Source organism: Streptococcus gallolyticus subsp. gallolyticus DSM 16831, assembly GCF_002000985.1.
In the GTDB taxonomy this organism is placed as follows: domain Bacteria; phylum Bacillota; class Bacilli; order Lactobacillales; family Streptococcaceae; genus Streptococcus; species Streptococcus gallolyticus.
The window spans coordinates 2130848-2154346 of the sequence record NZ_CP018822.1; the positions used below are offsets into that span (position 1 = coordinate 2130848).

28 protein-coding genes are annotated in these 23499 nt (G+C 36.1%); 20 read left to right on the forward strand and 8 right to left on the reverse strand.

Features of this window, described 5'->3' with window-relative positions:
• Positions 1 to 91: 91 nt before the first annotated feature.
• From BTR42_RS10575 to trxA, 3 genes are all read right to left on the reverse strand, one after another.
• Positions 92 to 493, reverse strand: coding sequence for a hypothetical protein (locus BTR42_RS10575; RefSeq protein ID WP_012962471.1), 402 nt, complete (start codon positions 491 to 493; stop codon positions 92 to 94).
• An 87-nt stretch (positions 494 to 580) separates the two neighbouring features.
• Positions 581 to 1624 carry an alcohol dehydrogenase catalytic domain-containing protein gene (locus BTR42_RS10580; protein WP_012962472.1) on the reverse strand — a complete coding sequence of 348 codons (1044 nt, stop codon included), beginning with the start codon at positions 1622 to 1624 and terminating at the stop codon, positions 581 to 583.
• A gap of 406 nt (positions 1625 to 2030) precedes the next feature.
• Entirely contained in the window at positions 2031 to 2345 is a 315-nt protein-coding gene (gene trxA, locus BTR42_RS10585) for a thioredoxin (RefSeq protein WP_012962473.1), read from the reverse strand.
• 259 nt (positions 2346 to 2604) lie between these two features.
• Here trxA and BTR42_RS10590 point away from each other — a divergent pair, with 259 nt between their 5' ends.
• Positions 2605 to 3102: a phosphatase PAP2 family protein gene (locus tag BTR42_RS10590; RefSeq protein WP_012962474.1), complete on the forward strand. Its 498-nt coding sequence runs from the start codon at positions 2605 to 2607 to the stop codon at positions 3100 to 3102.
• A 79-nt stretch (positions 3103 to 3181) separates the two neighbouring features.
• Here BTR42_RS10590 and nadC read toward each other — a convergent pair whose 3' ends face one another.
• On the reverse strand, positions 3182 to 4042 hold the full coding sequence (gene nadC / locus BTR42_RS10595) for a carboxylating nicotinate-nucleotide diphosphorylase (RefSeq protein ID WP_077497651.1): 861 nt from the start codon (positions 4040 to 4042) through the stop codon (positions 3182 to 3184).
• Between the two features lie 27 nt (positions 4043 to 4069).
• On the reverse strand, positions 4070 to 5374 hold the full coding sequence (locus BTR42_RS10600) for an L-aspartate oxidase (RefSeq protein WP_013643431.1): 1305 nt from the start codon (positions 5372 to 5374) through the stop codon (positions 4070 to 4072).
• 235 nt (positions 5375 to 5609) lie between these two features.
• Here BTR42_RS10600 and nadA point away from each other — a divergent pair, with 235 nt between their 5' ends.
• From nadA to gggC, 5 genes are all read left to right on the forward strand, one after another.
• Positions 5610 to 6530 (forward strand): quinolinate synthase NadA, encoded by a 921-nt coding sequence (nadA, locus tag BTR42_RS10605; RefSeq protein WP_009854932.1) that lies wholly within the window; start codon positions 5610 to 5612, stop codon positions 6528 to 6530.
• Between the two features lie 418 nt (positions 6531 to 6948).
• The gene (locus BTR42_RS10610; RefSeq protein ID WP_077497654.1) at positions 6949 to 7809 is read left to right on the forward strand and encodes an Rgg/GadR/MutR family transcriptional regulator; all 861 of its coding nucleotides are present in this window, start codon (positions 6949 to 6951) and stop codon (positions 7807 to 7809) included.
• A gap of 82 nt (positions 7810 to 7891) precedes the next feature.
• Positions 7892 to 7999 carry a streptosactin gene (gene gggA / locus BTR42_RS13045; RefSeq protein WP_423191652.1) on the forward strand — a complete coding sequence of 36 codons (108 nt, stop codon included), beginning with the start codon at positions 7892 to 7894 and terminating at the stop codon, positions 7997 to 7999.
• 58 nt (positions 8000 to 8057) lie between these two features.
• The gene (gene gggB, locus BTR42_RS10615) at positions 8058 to 9254 is read left to right on the forward strand and encodes a streptosactin maturase GggB (protein ID WP_174564809.1); all 1197 of its coding nucleotides are present in this window, start codon (positions 8058 to 8060) and stop codon (positions 9252 to 9254) included.
• Positions 9247 to 10797, forward strand: coding sequence for a streptosactin export ABC transporter GggC (gene gggC / locus BTR42_RS10620; protein ID WP_077497657.1), 1551 nt, complete (start codon positions 9247 to 9249; stop codon positions 10795 to 10797). The genes gggB and gggC overlap by 8 nt, the downstream gene beginning before the upstream one ends.
• Positions 10798 to 10843: 46 nt before the next feature.
• Here the strand turns inward: gggC and BTR42_RS10625 are convergent, their stop codons facing one another.
• The 3 genes from BTR42_RS10625 to zapA all read right to left on the reverse strand — a co-directional run bounded on the left by BTR42_RS10625 (position 10844) and on the right by zapA (position 14145).
• On the reverse strand, positions 10844 to 13180 hold the full coding sequence (locus BTR42_RS10625) for an endonuclease MutS2 (protein WP_009854936.1): 2337 nt from the start codon (positions 13178 to 13180) through the stop codon (positions 10844 to 10846).
• A 105-nt stretch (positions 13181 to 13285) separates the two neighbouring features.
• Positions 13286 to 13834 carry a CvpA family protein gene (locus BTR42_RS10630; protein ID WP_013643433.1) on the reverse strand — a complete coding sequence of 183 codons (549 nt, stop codon included), beginning with the start codon at positions 13832 to 13834 and terminating at the stop codon, positions 13286 to 13288.
• A 2-nt stretch (positions 13835 to 13836) separates the two neighbouring features.
• Complete coding sequence (gene zapA / locus BTR42_RS10635) at positions 13837 to 14145, reverse strand: cell division protein ZapA (protein ID WP_009854938.1); 309 nt, start codon at positions 14143 to 14145, stop codon at positions 13837 to 13839.
• Positions 14146 to 14266: 121 nt separating this feature from the next.
• Here zapA and rnhC point away from each other — a divergent pair, with 121 nt between their 5' ends.
• From rnhC to BTR42_RS10700, 14 genes are all read left to right on the forward strand, one after another.
• Entirely contained in the window at positions 14267 to 15169 is a 903-nt protein-coding gene (rnhC, locus tag BTR42_RS10640; RefSeq protein WP_039693720.1) for a ribonuclease HIII, read from the forward strand.
• Between the two features lie 16 nt (positions 15170 to 15185).
• A complete protein-coding gene (lepB, locus tag BTR42_RS10645) occupies positions 15186 to 15779 on the forward strand; it encodes a signal peptidase I (RefSeq protein ID WP_009854940.1) in 594 nt (197 codons plus the stop codon).
• A 205-nt stretch (positions 15780 to 15984) separates the two neighbouring features.
• A complete protein-coding gene (locus BTR42_RS10650; RefSeq protein ID WP_077497659.1) occupies positions 15985 to 16725 on the forward strand; it encodes a T7SS effector LXG polymorphic toxin in 741 nt (246 codons plus the stop codon).
• A 115-nt stretch (positions 16726 to 16840) separates the two neighbouring features.
• Positions 16841 to 17854: a TNT domain-containing protein gene (locus tag BTR42_RS10655; protein ID WP_077497660.1), complete on the forward strand. Its 1014-nt coding sequence runs from the start codon at positions 16841 to 16843 to the stop codon at positions 17852 to 17854.
• Positions 17855 to 17865: 11 nt separating this feature from the next.
• Complete coding sequence (locus tag BTR42_RS10660; RefSeq protein WP_077497664.1) at positions 17866 to 18267, forward strand: Imm63 family immunity protein; 402 nt, start codon at positions 17866 to 17868, stop codon at positions 18265 to 18267.
• The gene (locus BTR42_RS12920; RefSeq protein WP_237394384.1) at positions 18227 to 19012 is read left to right on the forward strand and encodes a DUF6572 domain-containing protein; all 786 of its coding nucleotides are present in this window, start codon (positions 18227 to 18229) and stop codon (positions 19010 to 19012) included. Before BTR42_RS10660 ends, BTR42_RS12920 begins: the two co-directional genes overlap by 41 nt.
• Positions 19013 to 19117: 105 nt before the next feature.
• Complete coding sequence (locus BTR42_RS12620; protein ID WP_157769869.1) at positions 19118 to 19273, forward strand: hypothetical protein; 156 nt, start codon at positions 19118 to 19120, stop codon at positions 19271 to 19273.
• A gap of 10 nt (positions 19274 to 19283) precedes the next feature.
• Complete coding sequence (locus BTR42_RS10670) at positions 19284 to 19649, forward strand: hypothetical protein (RefSeq protein ID WP_077497669.1); 366 nt, start codon at positions 19284 to 19286, stop codon at positions 19647 to 19649.
• Positions 19650 to 20391: 742 nt separating this feature from the next.
• Positions 20392 to 21273, forward strand: coding sequence for a hypothetical protein (locus BTR42_RS10675; RefSeq protein ID WP_077497671.1), 882 nt, complete (start codon positions 20392 to 20394; stop codon positions 21271 to 21273).
• A gap of 3 nt (positions 21274 to 21276) precedes the next feature.
• Positions 21277 to 21633, forward strand: coding sequence for a DUF7957 family protein (locus BTR42_RS10680; protein ID WP_077497673.1), 357 nt, complete (start codon positions 21277 to 21279; stop codon positions 21631 to 21633).
• A 115-nt stretch (positions 21634 to 21748) separates the two neighbouring features.
• The gene (locus tag BTR42_RS10685) at positions 21749 to 22081 is read left to right on the forward strand and encodes a DUF7957 family protein (RefSeq protein ID WP_077497676.1); all 333 of its coding nucleotides are present in this window, start codon (positions 21749 to 21751) and stop codon (positions 22079 to 22081) included.
• Positions 22082 to 22111: 30 nt separating this feature from the next.
• The gene (locus BTR42_RS10690) at positions 22112 to 22504 is read left to right on the forward strand and encodes a hypothetical protein (RefSeq protein ID WP_077497678.1); all 393 of its coding nucleotides are present in this window, start codon (positions 22112 to 22114) and stop codon (positions 22502 to 22504) included.
• Positions 22491 to 22838 carry a hypothetical protein gene (locus BTR42_RS10695; protein ID WP_077497681.1) on the forward strand — a complete coding sequence of 116 codons (348 nt, stop codon included), beginning with the start codon at positions 22491 to 22493 and terminating at the stop codon, positions 22836 to 22838. The genes BTR42_RS10690 and BTR42_RS10695 overlap by 14 nt, the downstream gene beginning before the upstream one ends.
• 4 nt (positions 22839 to 22842) lie before the next feature.
• On the forward strand, positions 22843 to 23265 hold the full coding sequence (locus BTR42_RS10700) for a hypothetical protein (RefSeq protein ID WP_077497683.1): 423 nt from the start codon (positions 22843 to 22845) through the stop codon (positions 23263 to 23265).
• Positions 23266 to 23499 lie beyond the last annotated feature (234 nt).

The following is a 23499-nucleotide window of genomic DNA, read 5'->3' on the forward strand; positions in this document are numbered from 1 at the left end:
CCTCGGAAGGGGAAGGTTACTGATACATGTTGTACTCACAGACTACCAACTGCGATGTGTTTTTATGTCAGCTTTAGTATAACAGATTTTGCTAATTTTGAAAGAGAATACCTTGATAACCTAGAAAACTTGGCAAATCTACCGTAAAGACATTAGCCACCGCAAATTGATATTTCCCTTTAAAATGTCCCAAATGTGTCATGGTTCTGATATTGTATTTCTTGGTAAATTTCTTATAAGCAACATAATCAATTTCCTTAGTATCAAGAAAATAAATCGTTTGTTCCACAGCTTCAAGCCGCTTCAAACCTCTCTGCGTATCCACATTATCCAAACGACCAACAAAAAGGAAAAATTCCTCTTTAGCCGCCATTTTTTCTTTCACCGCATCAAGCGTAACAAAACAAATATTATCAGCCGTTTCAGCCTTAACATCACCACAATAAAATAAAAAAGATAGGAGTAACAACCCCAACACACTCACTACTCTCATTTTTCCCTCCTACCTATTTATTCGAAAAAAGAAAGAAAACCCTCCCGAAAAATTTCGGGAGGTTATGTTAACAGCTTAAGCGTTAGGTTAGTCCATGACAATCATTGATTTGATTGCTTTGCGGTCTTGCATGTCTTTGTAGGCTTGGTTGATGTCATCCAAGCGATAAGTGTTTGTAAAGACGCGACCTGGGTTGATGTCACCGTCAAGGACTGCTTTAAGAAGGAGTTGTTTGTCGTAGGTAGTGACAGAAGCTGAACCGCCTCCGACAGTAATGTTTTGTGCAAATGTTGAACCTAGCGGACGATTATTGTAATGAGGGACACCAACAAATCCAACACGTCCGCCATTGTGGATAACACCGAGAGCTTGCTCGATAGCGGCTTCTGTACCGACACATTCAAGAGCAGCGTCAGCTCCTCCGCCAAGAATTTGACGAACCTTAGCAATGCCTTCTTCACCGCGTTCAGCAACGACAGCGGTAGCTCCTGAAGCAAGCGCCATTTGTTGACGGTCTTCGTGTCGGCTCATCAAGACAATCTGAGAAGCTCCGCGCATTTTCGCCGCAATAACGGCACATTGTCCAACCGCTCCATCACCAATAACAACGACTTTATCGCCACGTTTTACGTCGGCAACACGCGCAGCATGGTAACCTGTTGGCATAACATCAGCCAAAGTAAGGAGTGATTTCATCATACCTTCTGAATAATCAGACGGTTGCCCAGGGATTTTAATCAAAGCCCAGTTAGCATAGTGGAAGCGGACATATTCTGATTGGAAACCAGAAGACCAGTTTGTATAGCCAGGGTGGTTATCACACGTTCCGTCAAAACCAGCACGGCAAGCATCACATTCCCCACAACCGTGAGTAAATGGCACGATGACAAAATCACCAGGTTGTACGGTCGTAATGGCAGAACCAACTTCTTCAACAATACCGAGAGCTTCATGACCTGAGTTTTCAGAATGTGCAGCTTTTTCATCACCATTAGCATAAGACCAAAGGTCAGAACCGCAGACACAAGCACGAACAACCTTGATAATAACATCATCGTCAGCTTGCAAAGTTGGCTTAGCCACTTCTTCAACAGTCATCAGACCAGCTTTTTCAAAAATAGCAGATTTCATAAATAAGATACCGAGCCCGTATACGACAAAGTAAAAATAGGAAATCGACCGACGAAGCTTGCATCTAGGAAGATTTATCTTTTTTACACAGTCGGTAGGGCGGGTTCAATTATCATATCAAACATGACAATCGAACCTTTCCTTTCTAAAATTTGGGATAACAACTCTCACTTACAAGTTTCCCACGCTTCTAAATGAGTTTACAAAATCATTAGGCAAGTTCAATTATCACCAAACATGACAACCAAACCTTTCTATTTTCTAGTTCACAACATCTAGGGAGTAAACCTTGTCAGAGTTTCATCCTCTTGACACAGTCATTATATACCTTTGAGTTAACTCTAAGTCAAGCCGAAAACTTCATTAATTGATAAAAAAGAGGTCAGAGCTTCCCCTGACCTTGTCGTTAGATTAATTCAGCAACGATTTCTTTGATTTGTTCTTTTGTGTGCACACCAGCTACTTGTTTCACAACTTCGCCGTCTTTTTTAAACAGCAATGTTGGAATTGACATGATCCCAAATTTTTGTGCGGTATCTGGATTTTCATCAACATCAATTTTGACGATTTTAAGTTCATCTTCATCGATTTCTTCTGACAATTGTTCCAAAATTGGCGCTTGCATCAAACATGGACCACACCAAGTTGCCCAAAAGTCAACAAGGACAAGCCCTTCACTTGTTTCTGCTTCGAATGTCGCATCTGTAATATTATGTGCCATAATAAATTACCTAGAACTCTAGAAGCTACTGGAAAATACCTTATTAAAAGGCAAACTATTTCTAAATAGTAAACTACAACCAGCTAAACAATCCTAAAGTTCATTTCCTTTTCTATTAGTTTATGAGCCTATTTTACGAGAAAATTGTTGATTTGACAACTAATTGCTACGGAAAACGATTTTTTTGAAAAAATTCTCATTTTCCATATTTGTCTGACTTATATGCTATAATGAAGCTATTATTACACAAAGGACTGCTATGAAAAATTACGCTACATTTTATAACAAGCTAACACGAGGTTTTCAGAATAAGCCAACTGCCACTCGTTGCCTGCAAGTTGTCAACAGTTTATTAACAAAAATCATGTATTTGATTTATCCACTAATGCTAATTTACCTGTTTTGCGCACGGTCAAATAGACTGCTTGCTTTCGTTCTTATCCCAGCTCTTTCGTTTATGCTAGTATCAGTTGTACGCAAGCTGCTCAATGCCCCTCGTCCTTACGAGACTTGGAACATCACACCACTTATTTTAAAAAATACCAGGGGACAATCTATGCCAAGTCGTCATGTCTTTTCGGCAACCATTATCAGCATGGCTATTTTACGGTTGAACCTTATTTTGGGCATTTTCTTTCTGATATTATCCCTAGTGATTGCACTTTGCCGCGTTTTAGGCGGTGTACATTATCCTCGCGATGTCATGGCAGGTTTTCTCGTTGGAATCGTCTGTGGATTACTGCTTTTCCTTTTTTAGTTATCAACATATAATCCCCAACTTTTAAAGAGCTGGGGATTTTTCAAACCATAATTTTTGCTTTTGGAAATTTATCAACTCAGTTATCAACAGGATGTAGATTCTTAAGGGATAAATCCAAAATTTTAGCAGAATGAGTAATCGCTCCGCTTGAGACATATTGGACATTCAAATCAACATAAGAAGCCAGATTTTCCTTAGTCACATTTCCAGAAATTTCGATTTCTGCCTTGCCGTTAACCACAGTAACTGCTTCTTTCATTGTGTCATGATCCATGTTATCAAGCATGATAATGTCAGCACCAGCTTCCACAGCTTCTTTGACCATTTCAAGCGTTTCAACTTCAATTTCAATTTTACGAACAGACGGAGCATAATTTTTAGCAGCAAGAACAGCCTCCTTGACGCCACCTGCTGCGCCAATGTGATTATCTTTCAACAGGACACCGTCTGATAAATTGTAACGGTGATTTTTACCGCCGCCAACTTTAACAGCGTATTTTTCAAAAATACGATTATTTGGCGTGGTCTTACGTGAATCAAGAAGTGTAATCGGACTCTCTTTTAACAGCTCTGCCATTTCATGCGTGTAAGTCGCAATGCCACTCATGCGTTGCAAATAGTTAAGAGCCGTACGTTCGCCTGACAGTAAGACACGAATATCACCACGAACGGTTCCCAAATGTTGTCCTGCCTTGACAGATTCACCGTCTTTCACCCAAACGTCAAAGGTTGTCGTTGGGTCAAGCAAGTAAAAAACGCGTTCAAAAACAGGTAAGCCACAGATAATCCCATCTTCTTTACAAATCAAATCAACTTGACCAGCCACATTTTCAGGCATAACACTATTCGTTGAGACATCTTCATTGTTAATATCTTCAGACAAAGCACTCAAAATGAGCGGGTCAACGTTTAATTTTAGGGTAATTGGGTCTAACATCATTATCCTTTCTTTTCTCAATTCTGACTATACAATATAACTAGCCAGTTGATTTTGCTCGGTTAACTTTTCAAGCACCATTTTCTTGTAGTCCTCTTCGAGACTTTCTTGGTCTTGATAATCTTCCAAATCTAGCTCTGACAAGCTTTCTGGCAATTTAGCAACGGTTTCATAATGAGCCACCAAATCTTTAGCCGCACGTTTCGCAAAAACGAGACTTTCAAGCAGCGAATTACTTGCCAGACGGTTTTGCCCATGCACACCATTACAAGCTGTTTCACCAACCGCATACAGAGCATCCATGGTTGTTTTGCTGTGGTGATTAACCTTAATTCCACCCATGAAATAATGCTGCGCTGGCACGACAGGAATACATTCTGTGAATGGGTCGTAGCCAGCCTCACGACAATGTGCCAAGATATTTGGAAAATGCTCTTCCAATTCTTTTTTGGGAATGGTGCGTAAATCTTCCCAAACATGGTCTGTGCCGTCTTTTTCCATTTGTTTTAAAATAGCTTGTGCTACAACGTCACGAGGCTGCAATTCATCCACAAAACGATTCATATTTTTATCGTAAAGCAGTGCCCCTTCCCCACGAACGGATTCAGAAATCAAAAATGAGCGTTCTTTTGGATTTTCTTGATAAAGAGTGGTTGGGTGAATTTGCACATAAGACATATCCTTGAGTTCAATGTCATGTTTTAGAGAAATAGCTAGCGCATCACCTGTCAAATGTTTGAAATTGGTGCTATTTTTATACAAACCACCAACACCACCGCTGGCAAGAACAGTCACGTCAGCTGTGATTTTTTCCAAATCACCATTTTCAAGACGCACCACGCCACCATAACAACGATTATCTTCTTCTAAAATATCAAGCAAACAAGTATGTTCCATCAACGTAATGTTTGGACGCTTTTTAACCGCAGCAAGCAATCTGCTTGTGATTTCTTTTCCTGTTGTGTCTTGATAAAAGAGAATACGTTTATCCGAATGCGCACCCTCACGTGTAAAAGCTAGATTGCCATTTTCGTCACGTTGGAAATCCACACCAAAATCAAGCAAATCTTTGATAACATCAGGTGATGACTTAATCATCAAATCAACAGAAACCTTGTCATTCTTATAATGACCAGCTCGCAAAGTGTCCTCAAAAAACGATTCATAATCCGAATCATCTTTTAACATACAAATCCCACCTTGAGCTAAAAAGGAATCGCTATTTTCTAATGTATCTTTAGTAATAATAGTAATTTGCAGTTCTTGTGGCAAATTCAGCGCCGTATAAAGCCCTGAACAACCACTACCTACAATAAGTACATTTGTTTTCATACAAACCTTCTTTTTTGACAATTACAAGTGAACTAAAACTGTAACCGTCACTTTTATTAACACTATTTAAAATAGGTTAGTTATTAAATCATACGACTTAGGAAACATTTTACCACTAAACCTTACACCTGACAAGACACCAAGCTAATTTTATTTACAGGTGTCTTGACACCTGGCGTTTACAGGACTATAATATATAACTAAGACAATTCAAGGAAGGATACCACAATCTACAATGAATACAAGAGAGATGCAAGATGAGATTTTACGTCTCAAAAAGGAAAAGGGGGTCTGCATTTTAGCCCATGCCTACCAAAGTCAGGATATTTGGGAAGTGGCTGATTTTGTCGGTGACTCTTTTGCCTTGAGTAAATACGCTGCCAAAGCACCACAAGACACAATTATCATGTGTGGCGTTCGTTTCATGGCAGAAACTGTCAAGGTTCTATCTCCTGAAAAAACATCTATCCTAGCAAATCCAATGGCTGGCTGTCCAATGGCTGCGCAAATTGATAAAAAGTTAGTCAGCTGGTTAAAAGAAGCTCACCCAGATTACACCGTTGTTGCTTATATCAACACAACATCAGAAGTAAAAACACTTGTTGACGTTTGTGTGACATCTTCTTCTGCTGTCAAAATCATCAGTAACATTGACAATGATAAAATCCTTTTTGTTCCAGACCGCAATCTTGGACAATGGGTCGCTGAACAATGTCCTGATAAGCAATTTGAGTTTTTCAAAGGTGGCTGTCCAACGCATATGCGCATGCGTAAACGTGATGTCATTCGTGCGCGTGAAGAACATCCAAATGCCAAGGTTCTTGTCCACCCAGAATGTCTAGCAGAAGTTACCGAATTAGCTGATTTTGCAGGAAGTACCACAGAAATCATGGCTTACGCCAAAAACAGTTCTGAAAAAGAATTTATCATCGGTACCGAAAGCAGTATTGTCCAACACTTGCAATTCGAATGTCCAGACAAACGTTTCTATCTGCTATCAACCGAGTGCGTTTGCCACAATATGAAAATGACAACACTAGCTGACATTTATAATTGCCTACTCGGTCAAGCAGGCGAAGAAATCACCCTAGATGAAGAAACAATCAACGGTGCACGCCGCTCTATTGACCAAATGATTCTACTCGGACAAAAATAAATTGATTAGTATATAAAAATAAACGAACAATTTTAATGGTTCTGTAAAACAGAGTTTTAAAATTATTCGTTTTTATTTTGGACATTACCTATACAATTTATTTTATTGAATGATTCTTGACCAAAAATAAATTGAAAATAGGATTTTAATTCAGTATAATTTATAAGTATATACAAATATAACTATGGGTTTATTTATGAAAAAGACCGATTCTTATAAAAAGATTCAGTCAATCACAATTCTTTGATAAATTAAAATACTAACCAACTACTATAATTAAAATTCCTTCTATAACAAGGCAAGCTATAGTACTTAATCTTAGAAGTTTCATAAAATCACCTCAATTCAGTTACTATTATTATAGTATAGACTTTAAAAGAATATAAAAATTCCCCTTTTTACAACTTGGAGGTTTGGGATGGCGTATTTAGGAAAAATTTTTAAAACATTTCGTGAATCTAGAGGCATGAAATTAACAGAAGTAGCAAAAACTGGATTATCGAAATCTCAGTTATCTAGATTTGAACATGGTGAAACTGATTTAACCATTACAAAATTTATGATTGCTCTTGATGAAATCAATGTCCCAATTGAGGAATTCATGTATGCTGCACATGATTTTCAACAAAATGAATTCAACACTCTCTTAGAGAAAATTCGACTATATGTGACTGATAAAAATATAGCAGGGCTTAAAAAATTATTGATAAAGCAAGAAGAAAAATGCTACAGTAGAGAAAACTTTTATAAATTAAATATTATTTTAATAAAAATTAAACTTCAAGATTTATCTGGAGAAGAATACTTCTCTGAACAAGACATTGATTATTTAACTGACTACTTATTTAGCGTAGAAAACTGGGGAAATTATGAGTTGCTACTTTTTGCAAACTGCCTAAATACTTTAAAACATCAGTCATTTATAGTGTTATCAAAAGAAATGATTAAACGCTCATATTTTTACAAAGAAATTCCTAATAATCGTCGCATTATTTCTACAATGCTTCTAAACTCTTATATTACTTGTATTGAACGTAACAAATTAATGGATGCTCTTTATTTTGAAAAACAGCTAAATAATTGTTTTTTCATAGAAACGGAACTTTATGAGAGATTAGTTTTCCGCTACGCAAGACACTTTTATCAATTTAAAAAAAGCAAAAATAAACTTTCTATTATTGAAATGAAAAAATGTATCGCAACCATGAAATTAGCTGATAGTTATCGACTAGCAGAAACTTTTGAAAATCATCTAAAAAAATTATTGACAACAAATTAACAAAACGCAGATATGGGAATAAATTTTAGACTACTTCATTTAAGAGTAGAATAGAGTTATCAAATAAAGGAGGCATTCTCTAATGGAAGATGTAAAAATTATCGACTTAGAAAGTATGTTAGATTTTAAGCAGGAGATGTTGAGGGATGGGCACTGTGGTCCAAGTCACTCTTGCGGTGGAGGTCGTTAGTTTATTTGAGATGAGATAAATACCTATCTCATCTTTTTATTTTACAAGGGGAAAATGTATGTTAAAGAAATTTCAAACTACTTCAGATACTTATTATTTTAATTCAGACAATTTCACTCTATCTACATCTAAAAAAAGCATAAAAAATGATAAGACTGCTTATACAGATAAAAGTGTATTACAAAAAGTGGTAATTAATATATCAAATAGTTGCAATTTATCATGTGCATATTGTTATGCAGATGGGGGAAATTATGGTGTAGATTCTAAAATTATGGATAAAACAACAGCGGATGCAATTATTGGCGATATTATTTCTGATGACATAAAACAAATTAATAGATTAATACTTTTTGGTGGCGAACCTTTTTTAAATATTAATATATTTACTTATTTTATTGATAAGCTATCAAAATTTTTAAATATCAAAAAAGTCGAAACAGTTACCAATGGTACAATTCTTAATTCAAGAGTAAAATCAATGATTGAAAAGTATCAACCTTTTTTAACAGTTAGCTTAGATGGTCCGCAATTGATTCATGATAAATTAAGGGGGAAAGGAAAACACCAAAAAACTTTAAAATTTATTAATTATCTAAAGTCCATAAACTATGACAAATTTGAAATAGCTGCTACTTACACAAATGTACATCAAAAAAATAATATTGCTAAAAGTGATATTTTTAATTATCTTGTTGAAATGAAGGTGAAATTTAATATAAATAATGTATTTAGCAAAAATAAAGTTTTAACAGTAAAAGAGGCTGAGATGCCAATGAAAAAAAGGAAATCATTCATTGACCAATCAATTAATGACATTATTAATGATAATGTTAATTCATTTATCAGTCCTATTTTATATGATGTTTTAATTTCAATGATTTATAAAAGTAAAAGTCTTTCTTTCTGTGATGACATCAATACAATGAATACAAGAACATATGATGTCGATGGAAGCAAAGAGGCTTGTTTTAGATTTTGGGGAAAGCATCACAGTAAGAGAGTAGAAAAATTTAATAATAAAGATAACTTTTCTAGATGCAAAAATTGTTGGTGTAAAAACATGTGTATGGAATGTGTAGCAAATATGATTGATGGCTACTCTTCCATCATATCTGAAACTGGAGTTTTTCTAGGTTGTCAAAAACAAGAGTTAATGGAATACTGTATTTATAAAATCATTGCTATTGCTAAGGACGAAAACAAACTATTCAAACTGGTCAATAACTTTGAGAGGTTCATAAGGTATGCTTAAAGAATTCATTTCTAAGAAAATTTTATTAATTTATTTAGTCTGTATTTCCATTACATGGCTGGAAGCAATCATTAATCCAAGTATCGTTAGCATGGTTATTAGGGGTTTTGAGCATCAAAAATTAGAAACGCTTTGGTATGCTCTTGCTCTTGGAATTATTGGAAATATTATCCTTTTGATTGGTTTATCAGGAAAAAGGTATTTCTATGCTAAACTAATCGCTTTTTTTAACTTCAAACTTAAGAAAAAGATTTTTTACCAGTTCCTATATAGTGATTCAATAGCAACTAATGATATCTTGTCTGATTTAGAAAATGATATCAAACAGCTTGAAGATAACTGTATTGAACCATCAGTTATTATTCTATCATCTCTTGGTTTTACCATTGTATCAGCGATTTATGCTTTATGTACCAATTTTTTATTAGGTCTTATTTTTATCCTATTTTATTCAATACCTGCTCTTTGTAGTGGTATTGGATCAACAAAACTCGACCTTATTTCCATGCAAAAATCAAAAATTAATCAATCTTATCTTTCAAAACTAACAAATATCATTGGTGGCGCAAGAGTTATAAAAAATTACCATGGTGAAGAATTCTTTTATGAGAAATATTCACAAGAATTGCATAACAATATCAAGCAAAACATCAACTATGAAAAACAACGTACCATCAATATTAGCATTGTTAATGGAATTGATGCTTTTTGCTCCGTTTTTCCAATCATTATTGGTGGCTTTATGACCTTCTATGGTAAATTATCAGGCGCAAATTTCGTTGCTATTTATTTAGTATCATACAACATTAGTTATCAATTCCAAGATCTTTCGTATTACATTAATACTTTTAAATCTAGTAAAAATTTACGTCAAAAATATCAACAAATTTTCGATATTCCTACCATTGATATCATGAGAAGTCACAACGATTTGTTTCCTATTCAGCTAAAAAATATTAATCTTACATTTGATAACAAGGTCATCTTTTCTAATTTTTCTTATCAGATAACTTCAGGTCAAAAAATTGCCGTTATCGGTCCAAGTGGCTGTGGAAAATCAACCCTACTTAATATCATTTATGGCGAAATGCTGCCAGATTCTGGTCAAGTTTTATTTAACGGAAAATCTTTACAAAAACAACAAATAATGCAATCTACTGCTTACATTCTTCAAGATAGTTATTGTTTCGACGAATTAACACTAGAAGAAAATATTGCTTTAAGCAAAACTTTCGATGTCGATAAAATGAATAAAATACTGAATCTAGTCAACATTGCCTATTTGAAAGGGAAAAGCATTAACCCCAATAAAATATCAGGTGGAGAAAAACAACGCATAGAAATTGCACGAAGTTTGTATCATGATAGCAACTTAATTTTAGCCGATGAGGTAAAATCAAATTTGGATAAGGCTAATGCCAAACAAATTGAAGAAATTTTATTAGCAATTCCACAAACAGTCATCGAGGTTATTCATCATTATACAGATGAAACTTTAAATCATTATGACCAAGTTATTGATTTATCACGTAAAAACTCTTAATAAATATATTTAAAAAGTCTAGGAACTGTCCTAGACTTTTCTATCTTCACCCTAGGTTTGCAATGGTGCAGCCTCTGCCACCTGCGTTTTGTGGGGCGTAACCAAATGATTTGACGTGTTTGTTGCGGCGAAGGTATTTTGTGACACCTTCACGGATAACACCTGTTCCGATACCGTGAATAATATCGACTTGTGCCATGTTATTTAGCAAGGCTTGGTCGATAAATTCATCCAATTCTTGCATGGCTTCTTCATAGCGTTTACCACGAAGATCAAGGCGGGCACGTGGACCAGCTGATTTTTTGCTTTTCTTGACCACATTGACTTGTTTTTTCTTCGGCTTTTGGGCTTCCTCTTGAACTTTAACAAGAGTAAATTCGTCCTCTTTAAGTGTCATTTTAATAAGACCAACTTGCACTTCCCATTTCCCGTTTTTCCCTTGGTTAACCAATGTTCCGCGTTGTCCGTAAGCTGTGACGACAATGTCATCACCCACGCGCGGTGCGCGCAATTTTTTAGCTTTCTTGAGGACTTTATTTTTCGACAAATCAACTTCAGGCGCCAATTTTTTCAGCTGACTTTTGGCTTCAATAACTTCATGCGGTTTAAGGCTTGCTCTATCATGAAGATTTTTGAGAATTTCTTCACTCTCTGCCATGGCTTTATCCACAATTTCTTGCGCTTTGGCGCTAGCTTTTTCAAGTTCTTTGTCCTTGGCATGTGAAAATTCGTTATAAAGTTTCTTGACCGCACGATTGAATTTGAGGTTATCTTGTTCCACTTCTTTGATATGGTCAAGTCGTTTACGACTTTCATGGGTTTGTTCTTCCAAACGCTCGATGATGCGGTTAACATCCGTATCAGAGTCCGTCAAACGCTCTGCTTCATTGACAATAATCTCTGCTAAACCAAGACGACGAGCAATTTCAAAGGCATTTGAGCGCCCTGGTACACCTTGCATAAAATGATAAGTCGGACTTAACGTCTCTGTATCAAATTCCATGCTGGCATTTTCCACAAATTCTGTCTCAATACCGTAAGCTTTCAATTCTGGATAATGTGTCGTTGCCATGGTTTTAATTTCCATGAGGCGAAGGTGTTCAAGAATGGCAATCGCAAGACTGGCACCTTCTTGTGGGTCAGTTCCTGCTCCCAATTCATCAACCAAGACAAGACTATCTTTATCTGCTGCTGCCAAAATCTCAACAATATTTGTCATATGACTTGAAAATGTTGACAAACTTTGTTCGATAGATTGCTCATCGCCAATATCTGCAAAAATCTCATTAAATACGGCAACTTTACTACCTTTGTCAGCCAAGATTGGCAAACCTGATTGTGCCATAAGCTGCGCTAAGCCCAATGTTTTCAACATGACTGTCTTACCACCAGTATTTGGTCCTGTAATAACAATAACGGTCAATTCGTTAAGAAAATGAAGGTCATTGGCAACTGGATTGGTCAAAAGCGGGTGGCGAGCTTGCAATAGTTGCACGGTTTTATCTGCTGATAATTGTGGCACGATTGCGTTGTTTTCCTGCATGAAGAGGAACTTAGCACGAACAAAATCCAAATGCCCTAAAACCCACGCATTGTTACGAATAATATTAGTATGTGGGCGAAGCATATTTGACAATTCACGTAAAATACGTGCCATTTCGTGACGTTCATCTGCTCGCAATTGCGTGATTTCTTCATTAAGTTGCACTACTGCGCGCGGTTCAATGTAAACCGTACTTCCTGATGCCGAAATATCATGCACAACCCCTGAAATACGGTTGCGGTAGCTATTTTTCACAGGCAAAACCGCACGACCATTACGACTAGCAATCAGAGTCTCTGTCAAATGATCAGCTTGTTTTTTCAAAATATCCTGCAAAATTTGACGAACTCTACCTTCGTCATGATTGATTTGGCGACGAATACGGTCCAATTCTGAACTTGCAAAATTTTCAATGAAACCACCGTCATTAATCGCTTGTAAGCTACCTTGCAGACTTGGCAACAATTCAATCTTCTCAAAAAGAGTATTTAATGCAGACAACTCTACATTTTCCAAATCATTATAAAAATGTTTGATTTCAGCTGAGACTTGCAAGACTTTCTTGATGTCGATAATTTCTGAGATATTAACGTCAGCATCCAATTCCAAGCGACGCATACTTTCAGAAATGTCACGCAAACTGCCCATTCCAAAAGAATGGTGTTCAATGAAAATCTGTTCCATGTCCGACATTTCATCAAAAGAACGTGAAATGCGGTCAGGCTCAGTCATTGGCTCAAGTTTACGTAACTCGTCTTGGCCTTGCTCAGTCTGTAAATAGCCAGCAAAAAGTTGCTTGACTTTATCAAATTCTAACTGTTCTAAAATTCTGTTGTTCATATCTTTATTATACCAAAAACCTAACTTTTCTCGTGCTTCCTAGGCACGCTGATGCTTTTATTATATATTGAACAAGTCTGAGGTGATTTACCCCAGACTCCTTTATTATCCCAGAATTGCTGTTACCCATAACGCTTTTATAATATTCGATAAAGGTGGAAAATCATTGACAATCACGCGCACAAGAAAGCTGCCTGATAGAATATTTTGCACCGTCGTCATAGGAACAGTCGCTAATATTGTAAATACAAGATTGAAAAATATCAGTGTGACTAAAATCGCTAAAACACCACTGACACAATTCATTTTAACATTATCAAAGTGATTGATTGGCGCCAAATGCACCAAAATACCGATGAAGCGAAAAAGCAAATAAACCACCACATAAATGGCTGTAAAAGCTACTCCCGCATAATAAACTTGGTCTAAATCAAAAATATTAACGTCCGTGAAAAAATTCACCGTTGCTCCCTGACTAGCATTAGAATAGGGAATCCACAGCGTTATTTTTTCAGCTAATGTTTGATAAAACTGGCTAGCAATCACAAGTGAGACAATACTTGCTATAAAATAGTAGGTTTGCAAAATAATCCCACGTGAATAACCGATATAAAAATGCCAGATTAAAATCAATACAAGAAGAATTGATAACATAATTAATCCTCATCGGAATCAGACTTGCTGGCTTTCTCCTTAATATCTACAATCGCTTCAGAACGAAGAGCCGTCAATTCTTTTTCCATCTTTTCAACTTCAATCTCACGACTAAGCTGAGTAGAAAGCGAATTGATAGCCATCAAAATAGCAATCGTTTCATTATCAGCTTGCGGTAATTTTTCCTTGATAGTATTATATTTTTCTTTGGCTACACGCTCAACCTCTTCCATGAAGAGATTATCCTTATCCGTTGTCAATGTGAGTGGTTTGTCACCAAAGACGAATTTATAACGATTTTTACTTTTCATATAGTCACCTCCTTGACATTATACCTTAAAATAAGCATTTCGTAAAATGTAAGCACGGAAAAATCTCACTTTCTACCAGCTGTTTTGCCCTCTTAGAGCGTTTTTATGATAAAATAAAATCATGAATACCATTGTTATGAAAATGGGTAAAGATGATTTGCAAAATCTGATAAAGGCGCTGACTAGCCAGCAAGTCAACAATAACAATCCCTATGTCACTTTTGCGGCAAAAGTAAAGGGTGTTACGGTTCTTGTTTACACGTCTGGCAAAGTCGTCTTTCAGGGCGCAAATGCGGAAACTATCGCTGAACAATTTGGCTATCAATCAGCTAACCAGTCAACAAGCGACACCGTTAGTGGTCAGAATATGCCCCTTATCGGCTCAGATGAGGTTGGTAATGGGTCTTATTTTGGTGGACTGGCTGTTGTTGCTAGTTTTGTGACCCCTGATGACCATGCCCTGCTTAAAAAGCTTGGAGTAGATGATTCCAAGAACTTAACAGACAGCAAAATCCGTCAAATCGCCCCAGTCTTAGAAAACAATATCAAGCATAAAGCTCTGCTATTGTCCCCACAAAAATACAACCAAGTCGTCGGTAAAGGAAAAATGCACAACGCCGTCTCTGTCAAGGTAGCTCTTCACAATCAAGCGATTTATCTACTTCTCCAAGACGGTGTCAAGCCTGAAAAAATTGTTATCGATGCTTTTACCAGTCGGCAAAATTATCAAAAATACCTTAAAAATGAAGCCAATCAATTTGCTAATCCGCTGACACTCGAAGAAAAAGCCGAAGGAAAATATTTGGCAGTTGCCGTCAGTTCAATCATCGCTCGCAACCTTTTCTTAGAAAATCTCGACAAACTTAGCCAAGAGGTGCAATACAAACTCCCAAGCGGTGCTGGTAGCCAGTCAGATAAAGTCGCAAGTCAAATTTTAGCAGCCTATGGCATGTCTGGCTTAGAACATACTGCCAAGCTTCATTTTGCAAATACCCAAAAAGCGCAAGCATTATTAAAAAAATAAAAGTAGAGGAAGATTTATGAAACACTTTATTAAAGAATGGGGACCACTAATCCTTTTCTTTCTTATTCTTATACTTAGTCGTGCCTTTATTTGGCAACCTGTAAAAGTTGACGGTCATTCAATGGATCCAACGTTAGCTGACGGTGAGCGTCTTATTGTCCTATCAACCACATCTATTGACCGTTTTGACATTGTTGTTGCTAAAGAAACCGAGGACGGTAAGACAAAAGAAATTGTTAAACGCGTGATTGGTATGCCAGGCGATACCATTACTTATAAAAATGATGTCCTCTACGTTAATGGCAAAAAAGTTGATGAGGACTACTTAGACGAATATAAAAAAGCCTTTGAGAACGACCAACTGCAAGATACTTATTCGTACAATACCTTATTCCAAGAGTTAGCTGAAAGCTCAGATGCTTTCACAACTGATAGTGATGGCAATACCGAGTTTACAGTCAAAGTTCCAAAAGGACAATATTATCTCCTCGGAGACGACCGTATCGTTTCAAAAGATAGTCGTGAAGTGGGAACTTTCTCTAAATCAGACATCGTCGGTGAAGTCAAATTCCGCTTCTGGCCACTCTCAAAAATCGGCTTTATTAATTAATAAATAAAAAAACTGAGGCAATGTTTTTAATTTGAGAAACATTTGCCTTAATTTTTAATATTAATTTATGTTAAATTCTGAAAATTTCAGTTTTTTATGCTATAATGATGACAAAATTTAGGGAGGAAATTTATGTTATATTTAGGACAAGTAATAGCTAGTCCTCTCCTTTTGCTGGAAGTTCAACTAAAGGGAGGGGATTTTTATGGGCTTTCATGTTTCGTTAGCTGAGTTGACCAAAGCAGCTACTAAGTTAAGCCAAGAAGCGGAGCGCTTAGAAGAACAGCTTGAAACAGCCAAAAAGAGTGTTAACAAGATTATCACCTCTGAAGCTTTGACTGGTCAAACAGGACAAGCGATTTACCACCAACTGAACAACGTTGATGCGGCGATTCTCGTTGGGTTAGCGGATACGACCAAGCTCCTTGCTAGCGATATGTATCAGTTAATCGCAGAATTTCAAGCAAGTGTTGGTGAAAGCTCTACAACTGCGGTTTTAGATGAGGATTACCTTAATCAGCTCAAAGACCAGCTAAGCAACTTTAAAAATCAACATGGGGAGCAAGAAGAAACCATTGCCGGCATCTATGCCAGTGTTAGTGATTTGATTTCGCTCTCTAGCCCACAAAGTAACTACGACACGGATAGTGATGCCGCTAGCCAATACCTAAGCAATACCATTGATAAGGTGACGAGCTTTAATAGTGCTGGAAGTGAGCTTAGTTCTGAAAGCCTGTTGACCGCCATTGACAGCAAGGTCAACCAAGTCAGTCAGACAACAAGCCTAAGTTATAGTGATAGTCAGTACCTAAGTTTTGTCAATGACGCTAGCTTTGCTAAGGGGATTAAGTCTGTCAATAAACAGCTAAAAGAGCAAGAAAAGCTGGCTAAAGAGGAAGCTGCTAAAGAAGCTCAGGCAGTTTGGGCCAAAACAACACCCTGTTGAGGCTTGGTTACAAAGCCAAGCCGCCAAAGATGCTCAATTCTTTGAGGGAGCACGACAAACCTTAGAGCAGACCCATTGGGATTACTTTGGTGGGGCACTTGATAAATCCCTAGCTTTGTCCGTTCTTGGCTTTATCTCTAAAGCCTCGGAAACGGTAGACCAATTAGCTATTGGAATTGGCGAATTGAGTCACTTAACGGTTGAAGGGCTTGAAATGGGAGTTGATTATGTTACTGGTCATCAAACGCCTCAATGGATTAAAGACGACGTAACAGGTGCCACCAATAATCTGCTTGCAGCTAGTGAGTTTACTGATAGTTTGCTGGCTCTGGACGCCGAGGCTTGGGGTGCTGTTGGTAAGGAGCTTGGGAAGATTGGAACGGATTTTGTTACTGCTGTTAAAACAGGTGACGACTATGCTTTAGGTGGCTATGTCTTTGATGTGGCTACACTAGTTGGTCCCGCTTCAATTAGCAAACTCAAGTACGTTGATGAAGCCAGCGCCCTCACTAAACTCGCAGAAACCAGCGAAGTTGCTTCGACTGTTGGTAAGGTTGAAGATGGGGTGAGTTTATCATTCGAAAAATTAATGTCTGCCGAAGATGCTCAAAAGTATATCCAGTGGAACAAGTATGCTGAGGCGGGAATAGAGCCTGAAGGTCGAATAAAATTAACCGACTGGCTATACGCACCTGAAGATAATTTTTACCTATCGCATAAAAATATTTATGATAATCCAGATTTTGTTAATCAATTAACAGGTGAGTTTATATACCCTGGAACACCTGAAAGTGCGCTAGGAAGAATAGATGGTAGCGTTCATGTAGATGGTTTTCTTAATGGAAAATTTGATAATATAACATTACAGCCAGGGACAATTATTGATAGATATGGTAGTAATTCTAATGGACGGTATTTTTCACCTATTGGCACTAATTTTGAGAATCGAGCACTTCCTCCATTTATGATAAATGAACCGTACCGGAAGTATATTATTTTGAAGCCTATAAATTCAAAAGCTGGTATAATTGCACCTTGGTTTAATCAACCTGGAATGGGAATACAGTATTTTACTGAATTATCTGTAAAAGATTTAATTGATAGAAACTATATAAGAATTTTAAAATAGAGGGAATATTGATGACTCATTTAAAAGAAATAATTCAAAAAAAATTATTAGATAATCTTAAAAAAATTGACGTTTACCAATTAGAAGATGACGATATTATTCTTGACGAAAAACCAGAACTATTTTTTTCAGATAAACGAACAATCTTTATGGACGAAAATAGATATCATATAATATCAAAGGAACGAGGAAAAACTACTTTTGATAAAATTTTTGATAGTTTAGATGATTTGATATATGAGCTTTTAGATTACTATGTTATCCAAAAAGCAAGTGATATTGCATGGGAAGCAATTAATGGTGATTTTTCTCTTTATGAAAAAAAATGTAATGAGGAAAAAATTAGGTTATTTACTTTAATTAGTCCTGAGTATGGGAAACGCAAAAAAGAGGAAATCCAAAAATGGCAATAAAATGAACGAAAATTACTTACCAATCAAAGAAAGTTTAGGTTATAAAAATGTAAAAACGGCGTTATGGAATGTATTTCAGATTGATTTAGACAAGATTACTATTCGTGAAGGTGGCTATGAAAACTTTAGGTTTGATCTCACTTATAACAGAATCCCTATAATAATTATAGTTGCAGCAACAGGAAAACATCAACAATTTGAAATTGGGGAAGGGGGAACCGTGACTATTTCTCTTCCCGACCCTGATTATCCAACATCTTCCTTTTCAGAAACACAATTTTTAGATTGTGTCATTAAAGATCCAACAATTGAAAAACGTATCAGACACATTTCCGGCAAAAAAGAAGAAGAAGTAGAGTTTGCATTTAAAGTATTAAAAGATTATCTTGAGTCTGATGAAGCAAAGCTTTTACTAAAAAATAGAGATATTATTTTGGATACAGTTTCTATAGACACCATAGGTGTTGTTGAAGATCATCTGGAATTATTATTGATTGATGACAATCTCTGGCTTTCATATACCGAACACGACCACCTTCTCAAACTTCAAGAAAAAATCAATAATTACATTTACTATCTTGAAACTAAACAATACGTTGAAAAACATGGCGATAATTTTAAAGAAAAGGTCATCCATATCACCTTTCAGTATGTTCCATCAGACAATGGTCTTGCTTTTTTAGGGCAAGTTCAAAAGATTTTACAACCAACTGATATGAGCTTGAAAGTTACTTTACCAGATTGATTTTAAGTTACTTTTGTATCTCTTTCTGTAATTGTCTTTTTAGGATTTGATGATGGCTATCTTGGAAATCAACCGCTCTATCGTTTAGATGCTTCATCAGAAACTGTGGCCCAAAAGGGAATATCTATACCAAGCGAAAATGAAGCTGGAGCAAATAGCTGGTGGCGTCCAGAAGGGTTAACTTACCCTGGTGGAGTACCAGAATCTGTCATCGATCCTGTAACAATTGATAAAGTAGAAATTATTGAACTATGGAAATAAGGAGACTGTTATGGAACATATTTATACTAGTAAAGAAGATATTTTAGAAATTTATAAAGATGGTGATAAATATTTTTTGAAATACCCAACCTTTAATATAACTATGCCTGAAATAGTAAAAGAAATTCCAAAAACAGCTGTTGATGGCTATTTATCAGGTGAACATACTGGAAAAGAGTTAATATCCTATGCTAGTAATGGTATATGGAAATTGAAACACCATCTAACCCAAGAAGAGTCTGATCGCAAATTTTTAAGAGAACACCCTAAGTTTATCTTGAATAACATTGAAGAAAATAGAAAACTCTTTTCGGAGGAAGAATTTCAAAATCTATTAAGTCAGGCTCATAAAATCTCTAAATTTAAAGGTGACTAAACACAACTTTCATTTTTTTCGAAGGTACCGAAGTGAGTATTAATATTGTATTAGTTAAAAATATGATAGAGGAACTTTATAGTAAGTGAAGATAATACTAAATTACAACAATTTTGGGTACTCCTATAGAATTGATACAATGATTAAACAACAATTAATCGATTTTATAAATAAAGAAAACTTACCTGTTAATTTATACTTTGAACATCCAGTTCAAGAATATGGGGTTGTTTTAAACAGGAAACATAACAAATCATAGTCTATGCAACAAATGAACGTGCAGGACAACAAGGAATAGCTAGTTTTTTTGATAATGAGCTTGATGCGCTAAATGATGATATTATAAAATCTCGTATTTTAAAGAAGAAATATCATAAGCCTAAGGTTCAAGAGCAACCCACTAAAATTGGAATAAACTTCTTGAATAAAGTTATGGGTATTATTTTTGATGTGATTTTATCAGACTAACCTTGAGACGCATTTTGCGTCTCTTTCTATACATTTCCCCTCACAATGACGCAAGGGGATTAAGTCTGTCAATAAACAGCTAAAAGAGCAAGAAAAGCTGGCTAAAGAGGAAGCTGCCAAAGAAGCCCAAGCAGCTTGGGCCAAACAACACCCTGTTGAGGCTTGGTTACAAAGCCAAGCCGCCAAAGATGCTCAATTCTTTGAGGGAGCACGACAAACCTTAGAGCAGACCCATTGGGATTACTTTGGTGGGGCACTTGATAAATCCCTAGCTTTGTCCGTTCTTGGCTTTATCTCTAAAGCCTCGGAAACGGTAGACCAATTAGCTATTGGAATTGGCGAATTGAGTCACTTAACGGTTGAAGGGCTTGAAATGGGAGTTGATTATGTTACTGGTCATCAAACGCCCCAATGGATTAAAGACGACATAACAGGCGCCACCAATAATCTGCTTGCAGCTAGTGAGTTTACTGACAGCTTGCTGGCTCTGGACGCTGAGGCTTGGGGTGCTGTTGGTAAGGAGCTTGGAAAGATTGGAACGGACTTTGTTACTGCTGTTAAAACAGGTGACGACTATGCTTTAGGTGGCTATGCCTTTGATGTGGCTACACTAGTTGGTCCCGCTTCAATTAGCAAACTCAAGTACGTTGATGAAGCCAGCGCCCTCACTAAACTCACAGAAACCAGCGAAGTTGCTTCGACTGTTGGAAAAGTTGATAGCGAGGTGACTCTGTCTGGTAGTCAGTGGATTGTGAAAAAAAGCTATGATTCATCTTATGCTAATAGATGGTGGTCTGAGCAAGGTTACACTGAACCTCCATATGCTCTAAATAGCTCAGTTAGTGAAATTACGTTAGTTGAGCCGACAAAATTTGTTAGAGTTTATGATGGGGAAAATTCAAATTTGTATGGTGGTTGGGTCATGAAAGCAGAAGATATTGTTGGCTTATCTCCCACTCAGATACAAGAAAAATTTGCACTTCCGAATCTTCCTAAATATGTTGGAGAAGTTAATTTACCACAAGGTGTGACGCTAAGAGTTGGAGAGGTTAATCCTTTATTTGGAAAACAAGGTGGTGGAACACAATTTGATTTGATGGGACAATATGTTGGAGACTTTAAAGAATTAGGAAAACTACCACTTAATGGAGATTAATAAATGAAATTTGATATAAAAATTATAAATAACAAATTAATGATGAATTCTAAAGAATGTATTTTTAAAAATACTATCTCTAAATTTCTTGAAATAAATGATGAAGTTTTCGTTTTATTAAAAATTCCTTTTGGAAAACCGCTAACAGAAGATGATTATTTTAATTTATTTAAGTTGAATTCTGAAAGCGAAATTGCTTGGAAAGCAAATTTTAAAAAGCCAACTTCTCAATTTCAATGCTCGCCGCTTGTTAATATAACTTCAATTAATGGGAAACTAATTGCTACTGATTTCATGGGGCGACAATTTGAAGTCAATATTACGACTGGTGAATTAAAAATCATAGGTTTTACCAAATAATAAAATTGATTATCGTAATAACTGGATGACGTACAGCGTTATAAACAATAGAACAAGTATACTGAGGCGGGGATCAGTCCATCAGACTGTGTTCGAGTGTTGGAGAAATTATAGGATGATAGAGAACGGAAACTGCCTTGTTGTAGCTGGGAAAAAAATAGTTTTTAATTTTGATATTAGAACTATTATTAACTTTAAAGATTGTGTATTAGTATTGCTTTCTATCCCATTTAATAGCAACAGTCTAGATAATATTTATGCTATTTCACTAAAGACTGGGGAAGTCATCTGGAGGGTCGCATCATGTGATAAATGGAAAAATCCTTTACCTTATGAAAATATGAGTCAAATTAGTGATGACCAATTAGTAGCAACAGATTTTTACGCTAGAAAAGTAATAATTGATGTAAAAACAGGGGAAATTATTAAAACTGGCATATCAAAATGATTTTTAAGTGAGTATAATACATACCGTAAAATGAGTATTATCAACCCTGAATCTGATACAATAACCCTTGGAAAGTACCGTCCAACAGTATATTCTGATGGTAGTCTTGATTGGTTCGTTCCAGGTCCAGATTCTTATACTGTTATGGCTGGAGATACTACCTTCTTTAGTTTGGGAGGCGAATGGGATAAGATAATTTCTAATTATCATCTAGATACTGAGGGACATGATATGTTTAGGTATTTTAATCAACCTGCCTTAGATGATGCTGTTGCTGCAGGTAAAGAGATACGTTTTTCTCACGACCCTCGTTTAAAACAATACGAAGGCTCTGCACTTGATTGGGAATGGAATTATTTAAAAGATGAATATAAATTTAAACGTTTAAAAAAGATAGGAGAATATTGGTATGCAATTAAATGAAATGGACAAAAAGGCTATGTCGCTCTGCGATAAAATTGAAGAAATTTTTGAGGAACGAGTAGAGAATCTCTCAATTTATGATGTTGTTGATGTCCCGAATCATCATATGTTTAAACTTAATTTTGCAGCTTATGATTATTTCTGGATTCAATTTAACTATGAAAACGGACTTTGTGGTTTTTCACTAGTTTTTAATGACCAATTTGGAACATCTTTGGGGAAAAGACTAGCTTACAGCGAGATTACAGATTGGGACAGTTACCTTAAAGATATCATGGAAGAAATTGAACTCCGTATACCAGATAAATTTTTAAAAGCTAAAGGATGGCTATAAAATTATGGCACATAGCCAATTAAGATGGGAAGATGTTAGTCAATTTGAGGAAATTGAAGGATATGGTCAAATTGTTTGGCGTCATAACGGACAGTATTATTTTGTTACAGAAGAGGGAGGCATTGCTCCTCAACTTGTCGTCTATGAGTTATCAGATGAACTCTTTCAACTGCTTGATAGTGGTCAAAAGACCTCTTCTGAAATTCACTTTAAGTTGCAAAACGATGCTTGGCCACCAACTGAGGAGGAAAAAATTGCTAGTGAGAGACAATTTATTGAAGAGGGACCTACTGCTTTGATTGCAAATCCAGAAAGTAGAAAACTATTTACTCGCGAAGAACTGGAAAGATTAATGCCAATTGCTGAACAACAATGGATTGATTGGCAGGGTAAATTACCAGATGATTATGTATCGCCTTTAAAATAAACTAAATTTCTTATTTTTATTAAATTTTGAGACGCATTTTGCGTCTCTTTCTAATGAGTTTTTATTTGCTGAGTGATTACAACCAAACGAATTTTGGTACGTAGATAAACCGACTTTTATAGTCCCTTTGGCTAGAGTTACACTTGACTTTAATTTCTTAACTCCCACTACCTAAACAGATTAAAAGTTTGTTTATCTGATTAGCAATGATATAATAAAACCATTATAGTAATC